Annotated in this window: 15 protein-coding genes; 13 read left to right on the top strand and 2 right to left on the bottom strand. The window is 33.1% G+C overall.

The features are described 5' to 3' along the window. Nucleotides 1–2 precede the first annotated feature (2 nt). From NWE55_RS13180 to wecB, 12 genes are all read left to right on the top strand, one after another. Nucleotides 3–1,073 carry a type II asparaginase gene (locus NWE55_RS13180; protein WP_155092755.1) on the top strand — a complete coding sequence of 357 codons (1,071 nt, stop codon included), beginning with the start codon at nt 3–5 and terminating at the stop codon, nt 1,071–1,073. Nucleotides 1,074–1,237: 164 nt separating this feature from the next. Then, nucleotides 1,238–2,584: an anaerobic C4-dicarboxylate transporter family protein gene (locus NWE55_RS13185; protein WP_258204181.1), complete on the top strand. Its 1,347-nt coding sequence runs from the start codon at nt 1,238–1,240 to the stop codon at nt 2,582–2,584. Nucleotides 2,585–2,604: 20 nt separating this feature from the next. Then, complete coding sequence (locus NWE55_RS13190) at nt 2,605–3,789, top strand: porin (RefSeq protein WP_155092753.1); 1,185 nt, start codon at nt 2,605–2,607, stop codon at nt 3,787–3,789. A 450-nt stretch (nt 3,790–4,239) separates the two neighbouring features. Further along, on the top strand, nt 4,240–5,289 hold the full coding sequence (gene rfbB / locus NWE55_RS13195) for a dTDP-glucose 4,6-dehydratase (RefSeq protein ID WP_160340079.1): 1,050 nt from the start codon (nt 4,240–4,242) through the stop codon (nt 5,287–5,289). A 142-nt stretch (nt 5,290–5,431) separates the two neighbouring features. Continuing rightward, nucleotides 5,432–6,301, top strand: a complete 870-nt coding sequence (gene rfbA / locus NWE55_RS13200) for a glucose-1-phosphate thymidylyltransferase RfbA (RefSeq protein ID WP_155092751.1) — start codon at nt 5,432–5,434, stop codon at nt 6,299–6,301. 2 nt (nt 6,302–6,303) lie between these two features. After that, nucleotides 6,304–6,711 (top strand): sugar 3,4-ketoisomerase, encoded by a 408-nt coding sequence (locus NWE55_RS13205; protein ID WP_155092750.1) that lies wholly within the window; start codon nt 6,304–6,306, stop codon nt 6,709–6,711. Continuing rightward, entirely contained in the window at nt 6,704–7,123 is a 420-nt protein-coding gene (locus tag NWE55_RS13210; protein WP_155092749.1) for a sugar 3,4-ketoisomerase, read from the top strand. Before NWE55_RS13205 ends, NWE55_RS13210 begins: the two co-directional genes overlap by 8 nt. After that, nucleotides 7,110–7,607, top strand: coding sequence for an acyltransferase (locus NWE55_RS13215; RefSeq protein ID WP_155092748.1), 498 nt, complete (start codon nt 7,110–7,112; stop codon nt 7,605–7,607). The genes NWE55_RS13210 and NWE55_RS13215 overlap by 14 nt, the downstream gene beginning before the upstream one ends. Nucleotides 7,608–7,631: 24 nt before the next feature. Next, complete coding sequence (locus NWE55_RS13220) at nt 7,632–8,729, top strand: DegT/DnrJ/EryC1/StrS family aminotransferase (protein WP_155092747.1); 1,098 nt, start codon at nt 7,632–7,634, stop codon at nt 8,727–8,729. Further along, complete coding sequence (locus tag NWE55_RS13225; protein ID WP_155092746.1) at nt 8,729–9,988, top strand: O-antigen translocase; 1,260 nt, start codon at nt 8,729–8,731, stop codon at nt 9,986–9,988. Before NWE55_RS13220 ends, NWE55_RS13225 begins: the two co-directional genes overlap by 1 nt. Beyond that, nucleotides 9,975–11,180: a glycosyltransferase family protein gene (locus NWE55_RS13230; RefSeq protein ID WP_155092745.1), complete on the top strand. Its 1,206-nt coding sequence runs from the start codon at nt 9,975–9,977 to the stop codon at nt 11,178–11,180. Before NWE55_RS13225 ends, NWE55_RS13230 begins: the two co-directional genes overlap by 14 nt. A 55-nt stretch (nt 11,181–11,235) precedes the next feature. Next, nucleotides 11,236–12,354 (top strand): non-hydrolyzing UDP-N-acetylglucosamine 2-epimerase, encoded by a 1,119-nt coding sequence (gene wecB / locus NWE55_RS13235; RefSeq protein WP_258204182.1) that lies wholly within the window; start codon nt 11,236–11,238, stop codon nt 12,352–12,354. Between the two features lie 217 nt (nt 12,355–12,571). On the opposite strand, the gene NWE55_RS13240 is transcribed toward wecB, so the two are convergent. Both NWE55_RS13240 and NWE55_RS13245 read right to left on the bottom strand, forming a co-directional pair. Further along, entirely contained in the window at nt 12,572–12,763 is a 192-nt protein-coding gene (locus NWE55_RS13240; protein ID WP_155092743.1) for a cold-shock protein, read from the bottom strand. A gap of 32 nt (nt 12,764–12,795) precedes the next feature. After that, on the bottom strand, nt 12,796–13,209 hold the full coding sequence (locus tag NWE55_RS13245) for a cold-shock protein (protein ID WP_155092742.1): 414 nt from the start codon (nt 13,207–13,209) through the stop codon (nt 12,796–12,798). Between the two features lie 669 nt (nt 13,210–13,878). Here NWE55_RS13245 and NWE55_RS13250 point away from each other — a divergent pair. Continuing rightward, a complete protein-coding gene (locus NWE55_RS13250) occupies nt 13,879–15,048 on the top strand; it encodes a DUF4876 domain-containing protein (RefSeq protein ID WP_155092741.1) in 1,170 nt (389 codons plus the stop codon). Nucleotides 15,049–15,086: the final 38 nt, after the last annotated feature.

Consider the following 15,086-nt stretch of genomic DNA (forward strand, 5'->3'; position numbering starts at 1 on the left):
ACATGAAAAAGGTATTAGCAATCGTGTTTGGAGTAATGTTTACTTTCCAAATACAAGCACAAACTAAGGCAACTCAATCTGCAGATGCCCCACAATCAAGAGTAATTATTTTAGCAACTGGTGGAACAATCGCTGGTTCTGGAGAATCTTCTACTAAAGCTGCTTATACAGCTGGTAAAGTACCAGTAGATGACTTGTTAAATGCCGTTCCTCAAATTCACGACTTGGCAAAAGTAAAAGGAGAGCAAATCGCTCAAATTGGTAGTCAAGATATGAATATCGAAACTTGGTTAAAACTAAGTGAGCGTATCAATGAGATATTTGACAACAATGAAGCTGATGGTGTGGTAATTACTCACGGTACAGATACTCAAGAGGAAACTGCTTATTTCTTAGAATTAACTGTTCATTCAGATAAACCTGTTGTTCTTGTAGGGGCTATGCGTCCATCAACTGCAATGAGTCAAGATGGAAATAGAAACTTACTTGATGCAGTAATGGTTGCAGCATCTCCAAATAGTCAAGGTATTGGTGTGGTTACAGCAATGAATGAAGCTGTATTTGCAGCCAGAGATGTGACTAAAACAGTTACTACTAATATTGCTACTTTCCAATCAAGAAACTTTGGACCAATTGGTTTAATCTATGATGGTAAAGTAAGCTACTACTACAAATCACTTCGCTCTTCAGCGCCTAAATTCAACATTAAAGGATTGAAAAAATTACCTCAAGTAGAGATTATCTATGGTTATGCTGATGCAAGTGCAATTACTGTAAAAGCAGTACGCGATGCTAAAGTAGATGGTATTGTTTACGCTGGTATGGGGAATGGTAACTTCAACGCTCAAGTGGGAGCTGAATTAGAAGCAGCAGCAAAATCAGGAATCGCAGTATGTAGAGCAGCAAGAGCTGGTGCAGGACGCGTTACTTTATTCAATGAGGTAGACGACCAAGCTTTAGGATTTGTTGTAGCTGATGATCTGAATCCACAAAAAGCGCGTATTCTTTTAATGCTTGCTTTGACAAGAACAAAAGATGCTAACGCAATTCAAGATATTTTCTTTAAATACTAATAAAATCAGGGTATTACTATAACTACTTCTTTTACTCACTTTTATAAATAAGAGGTTTATAGTATTCTTTAAAATATTGAAAAAGGAGCAACAGATGTATCTCTTAAGAGAAGGCATGCTCCTTTTTTTATGCCCTTATTTAAGTGAAATTAAACTGACACAATATGTTGTTAATACAGTTTATTATATTGATAGCCATGATATTGATTGGCTCTCAGATGAAAGGAATAGGATTAGGTGTGATGGGAATGGTAGGGCTTATCATTTTTGTATTCTTCTTTGATATGCGCCCAGGAGATCCACCTATTGACGTGATGCTTGTGATTATGGCTATTGTTACAACAGCCGCAACTCTGCAAGCTTGTGGAGGATTAGATTATCTTGTGTATCTGGCTGAGAAAGTGATTCGAAGCAATCCTTCTAAAATAGTATTTATCGCTCCATTTACAGTGTATTTTTTCTGCTTGTTTGCAGGAACAGCTCACTTGTTATATTCGCTTCTACCCATTATATCTGAGGTGGCTGCTAAAAAGAGAATTAGACCAGAGAGACCACTTAGTGTTTCTGTTATTGCCTCTCACTTAGCAATTACTGGAAGTCCAATGAGTGCTGCTACTGCGGCTTTCGCTGGAGCGACTATATTGAATTACCAAGGAGCTTTAATTGATATAATGAAAATTTGTATTCCTGCTTGTATCATTGGAATCTTTGTTTCTTGTTTAGCTGTTTTGAAAAAGGGTAAAGAATTAAACGATGATCCAATCTTTCTTGAAAAGATGAAAGACCCTGCTTTCGCGGCGAGTTTGGACTCTAACGAGAATGGTAAACCAAAAGAAATACAAAAAGGTGCGAAACTATCTGTTATTATCTTTTCAATTGCAGTTCTTTTAATTGTACTAGCAGGAGCTTTTCCTGGAATACTACCTACGTTTGCCCCAGGTGAGGCAAGCTTGGTAATGAAAGCTACAGGTGAGATGCAAATGGTTGCTATTATTTGTATGGTAACTTTAACGGCTTCTGCAGCAATGCTTTTGTTGACTAAAACAAGTGCTGTTAAAGTAACACAAGTAAGTTTGTTTAGCTCTATGGCCACAGCCGTTGTTTCTGTTTTCGGTGTGGTGTGGATGAGCGCTACTTTTATGAGTCACAACTACGTTGAAATTCAAGGTTATTTGGAAGAGATTGTAACGATGTATCCTTGGACTTTTGCCATCGCTGTATTTGTATTAGGTGCATTGATGTTTAGCCAAGCTGCTACTACTAAAACCATGATGCCTTTGGGTATGGCTTTAGGATTGTCTAACCCTGCTTTGATTGCTATTTTCCCTGCTGTAAACGCCGATTTCGTTTTACCGGGATATCCAACGCTATTAGCGGCAATCAACTTTGACCGCACGGGAAGTACAAAGATTGGAAAGTTTGTAATTAATCACAGTTTTATGGTACCTGGTTTAGTAGCCATTGTCGTTGCGATCGCCGCCGGTTTCTTGATAGGTTCCATTGTAATATAAAGTTGAAAAATAATCATATCATGAAAAAATTATTATTATTAATGGCATTAATGGGGCAAGCCGTTGTGTTTGGTCAAGCCTTAGAGAAACAATCTGGCAATGATTCTATCTCTAAACCTATTATTCCAACAGAGAAGCAAAACTTATTGAAAAACGTTGATGTAATCTTTAATATGCGTTTTGGGTTGGATAATCAATTTTTAGACGGTAATCACACCGAGTCTAAATTTAATAATAACCAAGGTCGTTTAGAAATTAAAGGTAAGATACACGAGAAAGTGTTCTTTAGATTCAGAGATCGTTATACAAAAACAAAAGAACCAGGAAGTCGCGATAATTTTGCTCGTTCTACTGATATTGCATTTATCGGGGTAGATGTGACTCCAAATACACAAGTTACTTTAGGGAAAATGAGTGCTGATTGGGGAGGATACGAGTTTGATTTGAATCCAATTGATATCGTTGAATATAACGATATCTTGGAATATGCCGATAACTTCTTAACAGGGGTTGGTATTACCCATAAAGTAAATCCAAATCACACATTTGGTGTACAAGTTCTAAATGCGCGTAACAGTGATTTTGAAGATATTTACAAAGGAACTGTGCCAGTTGGAGTAGAAACATCAAAAACTGCAATGGCTTATATTACAAACTGGAGAGGTAGTTTCTTCGATGGTAAATTCGAGACTATTTACAGTTATAGTTATTTCCAAGAAGCTAAGAAAAAAGGAATGAATTATTATTCACTTGGTCACAAATATCAAGATAATAAACTTACTTTAATGTATGACTTTAAATACAGTAACGAGGGGCTTGATCGCAAAGGACTTGTTACAGGGATGTTAAACAGTCAAGGTGATAACCAAGCTACAGCTCAAGATGTTTCATATATGGAAAACTGGCTTAAAATGGAATACTTAGCTACTCCTAAGCTTAATTTATCACTTACTTTAATGACAAGTGATGCTTATGGTAAAAATGTAACACCTGAGCAAAGTGGAACAAACCACTTACGCACAAGTTATGGTTTTATTCCAGAGCTTCAGTACATCCCATTTAAAGATATCAACATTAGATTCTTTGTTTCTTATGTTGGACGTTACTACAAACACTCAGGATTTGCAAAAGATCAATTAGGATTAGAAAACTACAATACAGGAAGACTATCTATCGGATTTGTAGCTCCTTTATTAATACTTTAGGCTATAGTGTAAATTATATTTATAATTTTTTTATTGAACAGCTATTTCATGTAAATGAAGTAGCTGTTTTTTTGTTATTAAGTAGAAAGTTTTCTTTGTTATATTAAAAGCGATTAATTTTATTGAATATTGTTAAATAATGTATTGTTTGTTTTATAAAAATAGTATTTGTTTTGTGATTATGAGATTTTTTAAATAAAAAAATATAATAAATAAGTTTGCAGGGAAATAGATAGTGTTTTTCATTGTAATGGTTTAATTTTGCTACATTACAATAAGAAATGACTCTTATTCGTTTGGAATTAAGATTGCATTACTTTTAAGAGTATTCAATCAAAAAATAAAAGAGTTTAGAATAGTTTTGTTAGTTTTTGTTATATCGATTATGGATAAATATTGATTACAAGGTATTAACTAATAAAAAGAATAGAATTTAATTGAGGTAAAAAAATGAAGAAAAAGATTGTAATCACTGGTGGAGCTGGTTTTATTGGCTCTCATGTTGTTCGACAATTTGTATTAAAATATCCTGAATATCATATCTATAACCTTGATGCTCTAACTTACGCAGGTAATTTAGAAAATCTTAGAGATATTGAAAATGCTGCTAATTATACTTTTGTAAAAGGTGATATCACTGATGAAGAATTTATACAAGAGTTGTTTCAAAAAGAACAGTTTGATGGAGTAATTCACTTAGCGGCAGAGTCACATGTTGACCGTTCTATTACTGATCCATTAGCTTTTGTTAAAACAAATGTCATAGGTACTGTGAATCTACTTCAAGCATTTAAAGCACTATGGCAGGACAATTGGCAGGACAAGCGTTTTTACCATGTTAGTACGGACGAGGTTTATGGAACTTTAGGGGAAAGTGGTCTTTTTACAGAAACAACATCCTACGATCCTAATTCACCTTATTCTGCATCTAAAGCAAGTTCAGATCACTTTGTACGTGCTTATGGTGAGACTTATAATATGCCCTATGTAATTAGTAATTGCTCTAATAATTATGGACCGAATCACTTCCCAGAGAAGTTAATCCCCTTGTGTATACACAATATAATTCACAATAAACCATTGCCAATCTATGGAGATGGAAAATATACACGTGATTGGTTATTTGTCATTGATCATGCAAGAGCTATAGACGATGTGTTTCACAAAGGAGGTAATACAGAGACATATAATATTGGAGGATTTAATGAGTGGCAGAATATTGACTTAGTGAAAGAATTGTGTAAGCAGATGGATCAAGTGTTAGGTCGTACCGCAGGTGAGAGTGAGCAACTAATTACTTTTGTCAAAGACAGACCAGGACATGATTTACGTTATGCTATTGATGCTACTAAGATTAATAAGGAATTAGGGTGGAGTCCTTCTGTAACCTTTCCAGAAGGGTTAGCCAAGACAATTGATTGGTATATGAATAATCAAGAGTGGTTAGCGAATGTGACCAGTGGAGCATATCAAGATTACTACAAAGAGCAATATAAGTAATAGTTGACAGTTTACTGTTAAGGGTTTATAGAGATGCAAAGGTACAATACTTTGCGATTAATAATAGATTGTTGATTTGTTTTTTTGCTGCAGAGCATATCTAAAAACAAAATCTCAAGAAGACAAAAAGGCTTAAAAAAATATGAAAGGAATAATATTAGCTGGAGGTTCTGGTACCAGATTACACCCTCTAACATTAGCAGTATCAAAACAATTGTTGCCAATATATGATAAACCGATGATTTATTATCCATTGTCAGTTTTGATGTTGGCAGGTATTCGTGAGATATTGATTATTTCGACGCCACATGACTTGCCTAATTTTCAAAAGCTTTTTGGAGATGGGAGTCAATTAGGTATCCAATTAAGTTATGCTGAACAACCAACTCCTGACGGGTTAGCACAAGCTTTTATTATAGGGGAGGAGTTTATAGGTAATGACGATGTATGTTTAGTGTTGGGAGACAATATTTTTTATGGGGCTGGATTACAACAAATATTGAATAAATCAGTAGAAACCGTGAAAAATGAACAGAAGGCGGTAGTGTTTGGATACTATGTAAATGATCCCGAACGCTATGGCGTAGCTGAGTTTGATAAAGATGGAAATGTCTTGAGTTTGGAGGAAAAGCCAGTTGCACCTAAATCTAATTATGCTGTTGTGGGATTATATTTTTATCCCAATTCTGTCGTTAAAATTGCAAAACAAGTAAAACCTTCTCATAGAGGTGAATTAGAAATTACTTCTGTGAATCAAGCTTATTTAACTAATGATACATTAAAGTTACAAACTATGGGGCGTGGATTTGCTTGGTTAGATACAGGAACACATGAGTCACTAACTGAAGCAACTGAGTTTGTTAAAGCGGTTGAGAAACGCACAAGTTTAAAAATTGCTTGTTTAGAAGAGATTGGTATTCTCATGAAATTTATAACTAAAGAATCAGTTTTTGAAAATATAAAGGATTTAAAAGGAGATTATTTTGAATACTTGAAACGCATTGCTAAATAGAAATGAAAGAACCGCAATTAATAGATTTACCTAAGTTCGCTGATAAACGTGGTAGTTTATCAATTATTCAAGAGTTAGTAAATATACCTTTTGTTATTGAACGAGTATATTGGATATATGATGTTCCTGGTGGAGAGATTAGAGGTAGTCATGCTTTTAAAGAGCAGCAAGAGCTAATTGTGGCTTTGTCGGGATCTTTTGATGTAGTGTTACATGACGGAGAAAAAGAACAAGTTTTTTCTTTAAACCGAAGCAATAAAGGTGTATTGGTACCTAAATTATATTGGAGAACAATAAGAAATTTTTCGTCTAATGCCTTAGCTTTTGTTTTGGCGAGTACAAGATATAGTGAGACTGATTATATCCGTGATTTTGATGAATTTATTAAATTAAGAAATCAACATGAATAGAGTATCTCTTGCGGATTGTAAAATTATACAATTACCTAAAATAGACAATGATGCTGGATGCATAACACCTGTTGAAAACAACAAAGATTTACCATTTAATGTTAAACGAGTTTTTTATCTCTATGATATTAAAGGAGGAGAAGAAAGAGGGAATCACGCTCATAAAGAATGTCATCAATTTCTAATTGCTGCGAGCGGATCTTTTGATGTTATTTTAGATGATGGTGTTGATAAAAAGAGAGTGTTTCTCAATAGAGCAGATGTTGGTTTACATATTCCTCCTGGCATTTGGGCAACAGAAATTAATTTCTCAAGTGGTTCAATTTGTTTAGTATTAGCTTCGCATGGTTATGATGAAGCAGATTATTTTAGAAATTACAATGATTATTTAGCATATTATGAAAGAGGTTAAGATTCATCCTTTAGCCGATGTGCAAAGTGTTAATATCGGAGAAGGTACACAAATTTGGCAATTCGTAGTTGTTTTGAAACAGGCTGAAATTGGCAAAAATTGCAATATAAATTGTAATGTTTTTATTGAGAATGATGTTGTTGTTGGAGATAATGTAACTGTAAAATCTGGTGTTCAACTATGGGATGGTATAAAGGTGGAGGACAATTGTTTTATTGGACCTAATGTAACGTTTACAAATGATTTAATTCCCAGATCTAAGGTGTATCCTTTGCGATTTGAACAAACTGTTTTGAAAAAAGGTTGTTCTATTGGAGCTAACAGCACTTTACTAGGTGGAATTACAATTGGTGAAGGGGCATTAATAGGTGCAGGTAGCGTAGTAACTAAAGATGTTGAACCTTTTGGTGTTTATTACGGAAATCCTGCTAAGTTGAAAGGTTTTATTTCGGCAGAAGGAGAAATTACTCCTGCTGAAAAGTAGTATTTGATTAACAAAATAGAGAATATGATTAAGTTTTTAGATTTACAAAAGATAAATAATCTGTATAAAGCAGATTTTCAACAAGCCTTTGAACAAACTTTAGATTCAGGTTGGTTCTTACAAGGTAACAATGTAAAAGCATTTGAAGAGTCGTATGCAAAATACTGTGGAGTAAAGCATGCTATAGGAGTAGCAAATGGATTAGATGCTTTAGTGTTAATTTTACGTGCATATAAAGAATTAGGGATATTAAAAGATGGAGATGAGGTTATCGTACCTTCTAATACTTATATAGCAAGTATTCTATCTATTACGGCTAATAATTTGGTGCCAATATTAGTAGAACCTGATATGGATACATTTAATTTGGATCCTAATCTAATAGAAAATCATATAACACCTAAAACGAAAGTTATCTTAGTGGTACATTTATATGGACAATTAGCCGATATGAAAGCCATTAATGCAATAGCAAAAAATCATAATCTTAAAGTAATAGAAGATGGAGCTCAGTCTCATGGAGCTCAGTTAGATGGAAAAGTATCTGGAGGAATTGGGGATGCAGCAGGACATAGTTTCTATCCAGGTAAGAACTTAGGTGCCTTGGCAGATGCAGGTGCTGTAACGACTAATGATGATGAGTTAGCAACTGTAATTCGTGCGCTATTAAATTATGGATCACATGTAAAATATCAAAACTTATACAAAGGGGTTAACAGTCGTTTAGATGAGATGAATGCAGCTTTTTTAGAGATTAAGTTAGGGAAATTAGCTACTGTAATAGAAAAGCGTAGAGCCGTAGCAAATATGTATTTATCAGGAATTAAAAACAGCAAGATTATTTTGCCTAAAGTAGAGAAAATAGATGCTCATGTTTGGCACTTATTTGTAATTCGAACAAATCAACGTGAAGCTTTACAAAACTACCTTTTAGAAAATGGTATTCAAACTTTAATTCACTATCCAATTCCTCCTCATAAACAAAAAGCATACGAAGAGATGAAAGAATTGCATTTGCCTATTAGTGAATTACTTCATACTCAAGTTTTGAGTCTGCCAATAAGCGAGGTAATCGAACATAAAGATGTAGCTTATATTATTGATTGTTTGAATAAGTTTTAATGAAATTAATAAGTACAACATTATATTCCGGATTAATTACTATTGTAAAGACTACTGCTGCATTTGTTTCCACAAAAATAGTCGCTATGTTTGTAGGGGCTGCAGGTGTGGCAACCATTGGAGCTTTTGGAAATTTCTTGAATATTGTGTTAGCCTTTGCCAATGGAGCTATTCAAACAGGAGTTGTTAAGTATACTGCTGAATATCAAGATGATGTAGAAAAAAGTAAGAAGCTTTTTAGTACTTCGTTCCGCATTTCTGTATTGTGTTCTTTGGCAATAGGAGCTTTACTATTGGCGCTTTCTAACTGGTTATCTACACTGATTTTTGCAACTTCTCAGTATGGAACTATTGTGCGTGTCTTGGGTGTTACTATTGTTTTTTATGCATTAAATAGTTTATTAATATCTGTATTAAACGGAAAAGGATTAATAAAAATATATTCTATTGTTAATATGGCAGGGAGTCTTTTGGGACTTGTATTAACATGTGTATTAGTTTACTTTTTTCAAATAGAAGGGGCTTTATTAGCATTGATATTGTCACAAACTGCTATATTTTTCGTGTCTCTATTTATCGTGTACAAGAAAAAACTGATTGTGCATGAAATTAAATGGAGTCTTTATGATAGAGATATAGCGAAGAAATTAAGTGGATATAGCCTTATGGCTATTGTTAGTGCAATGACTGTTCCTGTAGCACAAATTCTTATTAGAAATATGTTGACTGTTAATATGGGGATTGATTCTGCTGGTATTTGGCAAGGTATGATAAGAGTTTCTGATGCTTACTTATTAATCATTAATACAGCCTTAGGTACATACTATTTGCCTAAGTTATCTACTCTTATTGATAGAGAGGATATCACTCGCGAGTTGTATAAAGGTTTTAAGCTTATAATGCCTTTAGTGGTAGTTAGTTGTCTTATAATGTATGTACTTAGGTTTTTTGTAATTAGGATTTTATATACACCTGAATTTTATATAATGGAAGAGTTGTTTTTGTGGCAATTGTTAGGTGATATATTTAAAATTGCAGCTTTCTTGTTGGCTTATTTGATGTTAGCAAAAGCATTAACTAAAGTCTATATTATTACAGAAATTATTTTTTCGGTTTTATATGTTGTTTTATCTTATATCATGATTCCAATTTACGGAGTTAAAGGTGCTACACTTGCTTTTTTCTTTAATTATATTGGTTATTTTGTGTTTATGAGTATCTACTTTAAAGACTATTTATTTAGAAATGGAAGAGTTTAACAAAACTATTGTTTTTTTTTATCCTAGTAAGGTTGTTGGTGGTGCAGAGTATTTATTTATGCGTAGCGCTTTGTTTATGGCAGAACAAATGAATCTAAAAGTTCAGTATATTGACTATGCTGACGGGTTTGTAGCGCGAGAGCTGAGTGGATCTAAGAGTGTTGAATTCATAGTCTATAGTGATTTGGTGAAAGTGAAATTAAAAGAGAATCAAATTGTTATTTGTCCTTTTTCCTCTGCTTTTTGGGTCAACATTAGTTTGAAAGGCAATTACAGTATTTTGTTTTGGTCTATACATCCAGCAGGATTGTATGAGCGAGTAGCGACTTACTGCAAGTTCTCTAGATTTAAGTATACTGATTTTACTTCTGATATTAATGCTTTATTAAATCATAATGCTGTTGTTTTTATGGATGGTTCCAATGTAGACTATCAGAGAGATAAGTTTAACTTCTCATTGCATAAAGAAGATTTTTTACCTATTTTCTGTTTAGAGAAACAAGTACCACTTGTATCTAAAAAGGTACCGACAGCTACAATTCATTTGGGATGGCTAGGTAGGTTGTGTATTGAAAAAGTTAATCCTTTGATTAATGTTTTAAGACATTTAAAACTTCGTGCTTTAACTAATCATGATCAACAGTTTATATTTCATATTATCGGGGATGGAGAATGTCGTTACTTAGTGGAGAAAGAGAGTTTGCCAAGAAATGTTAGTATTTGTTTTCATGGAGTTGTAACTGGGGCTGAATTATACGATTTTATTTATCAAAATATTGATGTTATGTTTGGGATGGGAACCTCTACTTTAGAGGTCGCTAGCTTAAAGAAGGCTATTATCTTAGTAGATTTGTCTTTTGAAGAAATGCAGATGAATAACCAATTTAGATGGTTGTATGAGTCAACGCGTTATTCAGTAGGAGATGAGTATAAGAAAGAGGTTGTGTACAATCATAGTTTCGATGAAGTAATTGACGTGATAACTAATGGTAAATTAGCAGCGATTGAGAATGAATGTTATAACTACTTTAAGCAGTACCACACCATAGAGCACACGTGTAATGAGTTATATCATAGAGCAGTATCTAGTACTTTAGATAGTATAAGCTTTAGAAAGACTAAGTTTAATAAAGTTTTTATTTATGGTATTTTATTTAAGATTAAACGATTTAAAAACAGTTTATTGAAATAAATTGTTGTCTTTTCATTAGTTATGAGTATTAATGAAAGAGTAAATGTAAATTAGTATGAAAAAGAATTTAATAATATTTGGTACACGTCCTGAGGCGATTAAAATGGCGCCTTTAGTAAAGGAATTTAAAAAGCGTAGCGATGAGTTCGATACTCGTGTTTGTGTTACTGCACAGCATAGAGAAATGCTTGATCAGGTTTTGTCTTTTTTTGGAATTGAACCAGAGTATGATTTAAATTTGATGAAACCCAATCAAAACCTGTATTCTTTGACAGGTGAAATTATCACTGGTTTAAAGCCAATATTGGAAGATTTTGAGCCTGACTACGTTTATGTACATGGCGATACAACAACTACTATGGCTGGGAGTATTGCTGCTTTTTATAGTGGTGCTAAAATATGTCATGTAGAGGCAGGATTGCGAACTCATAATAAACGTGCTCCTTTTCCAGAGGAGATTAATAGACAGATTACAGGGCGCGTTGCGGATTATCATTTTGCTCCGACAAATGCTTCAAAAGAGAATTTAATTAAAGAGAATATAAGTAAGGAAGATATTTTAGTTACAGGTAATACTGTTATTGATGCACTTTTAGATAGTGTGAATAGGGTAGAAGATGTAGAAATTCAAGAAATTGAGTATCTAAAGCAAATTGTTAACTTCAATAAAAAGTTAATATTAGTAACAGGACATAGACGTGAGAATCACGGAGATGGATTTATACGTATTTGTGAAGCTTTAAAGGAGATTGCAATTGCACATGATAATGTGCAGATTATTTATCCAGTGCACTTGAATCCAAATGTGAAAGAACCAGTTTATAAAATTCTATCTGATATTGAAAATATACAGTTGATTAATCCATTAGCCTATCCCTCTTTTGTTTGGTTAATGAATCAGAGTTATTTGATTATTACTGATAGTGGTGGAGTTCAAGAAGAAGCACCGAGCTTAGGAAAACCAGTACTTGTAATGCGTGAAACAACTGAAAGGCCTGAGGCTGTAGAGGCAGGTACAGTTGTATTAGTGGGAACAGACAAAGAGTTAATAGTTAACCATACAACAAAATTGTTACTTGATAAGCAATATTATACAGCAATGTCAGAATTACATAACCCTTATGGTGATGGACAAGCTTGTAAACGTATAGTTGATTTTATTGCTAAATTGTAATTGTGTGATTAAGCCTGGAAAGTATGGTATTAGATGACTCTTGTATGATCTAAGGTAAGTTATATTATAGCCAGTATGTTAGTAAATAAAAAGAGTACTTTAAATGGCATTTTTTTACATCAAGACCAAACAAAAAAAAGTATGAAGTCAAAACTTCATACTTTTTAAGTAATTGCGTAATTCTCTTTTAAGAGAAGAGCTAAATTAAAACGGGTAATTAAGCTCTACGAACATTAACTGCGTTAAGTCCTTTTCTTCCATTCTCTACTTCGTAAGTAACCTCGTCGTTTTCACGGATACGGTCAACTAAACCTGTAGTATGTACGAAAATATCGTCTCCTCCGTTACTTGGAGTGATGAATCCAAAACCTTTTGTTTCATTGAAGAATTTTACTTTTCCTTCTTGCATGATGTAAATATTTAAAAATTGTAATAAACAGTTTATTGTATTTTCTGCACTTTCACAGCTCTAATACCTTTAGCGTTTTCTTCTTTCTGATAAGATATTAGCTCTCCTTTTTGCAGTGGGAAACCTACATCATTACTGTGAATAAACACGTTTTCTTTTGTTCCTTCTTCAGTGATAAATCCAAATCCTTTCTCACTTATAAAGGTTATTATTCCTTTGAACTCTGTTGTTTGGTTCTTAGGTTGTTTAGTTTTCTCTCTTTCCTTTTCTTGCTGATCAGGTGGGATGTCTGTTAAGTTTCCTAAATAATCTACATAAACAAGCATATCCTCTAAGTCCTTACCTTTGTTGTTGTTGGTTTTTCGGTCTTCTCTGCGTTCAGCCTTTTCTTTTTGTTTTTGTAACTTCTTTTTAATCTTTTCTTTCTTAGAAAAAGAGTCTGCCATAAATATTTGTATTTTATAATTATCTAATCCTTGAGTTAGTATTAAGCGATCTGCACTGTGTCAGAATACTTAATGGGTAAACAGAACTCAAACTGTTAAACATATTATAAGTAGTGTGCTAGTTTCAGCTAGTCAAATAACTTGTAGATAGGAAAAGAAGACCAGATTGTGGTGCTGTTTTATATTCTTCTCGTATCGATAAATATGAATTATCTAAATGAGAATAAAGAATAGATGCTTAGAAGAATAATCTGGTAGGAATATATGTATAAAAGCAAAAAACTTTATTGTATTAAATACTTTGGCAAATATACTATTAATTTATTTAATAGGAGGTATTTATTTTGGATTTGTTTGTTTTAAATGACAGAATGCGGATAGATTTTACTTTAAACTTATTTAATTACTGAATATTTTACTTTATTCTATTGTTTAAAATGTTCTGATTATGACTCATGATTTTCAATTATTCACTTGTGTACTATATCATTTTCTAAAAAAATGCTTAAGAAATTATTAATTATTTTTCATTAAGATGGTGTTTTTGTGTCTTTATTTGTGTGTATTTGTTTGAATTTAAGTAGGTTAATTTATTTCATTTAATTATTTAGAACAGTTAAAAATAATTAATAAGTTTGCGTCTAATTATATTTAATCTAAATAAATAAAATGAAAAACATTATTAACACTAGTTTTCTATTGATTTGTACATTGCTTTTCTTGACAGCTTGTTCAAGTGATGATTCAAATTCAGTGGAGGAATTAAAGAAATTCTCAATTGTTGTAAAAGGTCAAGATAAAAGTGGCACATTAACTGATTATTCCTCTTTTACCTATAGTGTTTACAATCAGAATACTTCTGAGTCTATCAAAGGTAATCTTGATCAGAAGGGATTAGCTACTATTGAATTACAAGTAGGTAATTATGATTTTAATCTCGAGAGCCCAGAAATTGGATTTGGTTTTCTAGGTAATGTGTCAATTAATAAAAGTGAATCTATTGTCATTGACATTGAGCTTGTTAAACCAACTTACCAAGGTTTGATAATCAGTGAACTCTTTACCTCGGGAGAGGGAGCAGAGGACGAGTATGGCGAGTATGTAGAATTAGCTGATCAGTACGTTGTTATCTATAATAATAGCGATAAGGTTAAGTACTTAGATGGCCTTTCTTATGGGATTACTGAACATTGGAATAAGTTTCCATATAACGCAACTACCCAGCAAGCTATGGATGAAAAATCTGTTTTAGCTGCTATTGTATATACTTTCCCAGGTACAGGAACAGACTATCCTATAGCTCCTGGTCAAGAGGTGGTTTTGGCTCGTTCAGCTAGAGATTTTAGTGAGAAAGGAAAAAATAAAGCTGCAGCTGATTTAAGTGGAGCTGATTTTGAAATTGTTATGCCATCTAATGATACTGACAATCCAAAAGTTCCTAATATGATTGTAAACGGGACTACTCATGCAGATATGTTAGGCTATGGAGTTGGTTATTCACCAGCTTTCTTGTTTAGACAACAGGGTGATCTTAAGTCTTTTTTGAGTGAAAACTCTATTGTTGTTGAAAGTATGTATGGAAGTAAACCTGTATTTAAAATTCCTGTTGATATTATTGTTGATGGTGTTGAAACAGGACAGGTGAATCAAGTAAAGTATAAATCACTATTAAATGAAATAGATAGAGGATATGTTACTGTTTCAGATACCGGTACAAGAGAGGTTTATGTTAGACGTATAAAACAAAACCAGTCATCTAGAAAAGTTTATATGGATACAAATAACTCAAGTGAGGATTTTGAAATTAGAGTAGGTCAAAGAAACTTCCCCGCAAAATAGAGCTGAACTTCTGTATGATATCTTTAAAAGTGGGCGAG

The sequence above is a fragment of the Myroides albus genome (assembly GCF_024722315.1).
Taxonomy (GTDB): Bacteria; Bacteroidota; Bacteroidia; order Flavobacteriales; family Flavobacteriaceae; genus Flavobacterium; species Flavobacterium album_A.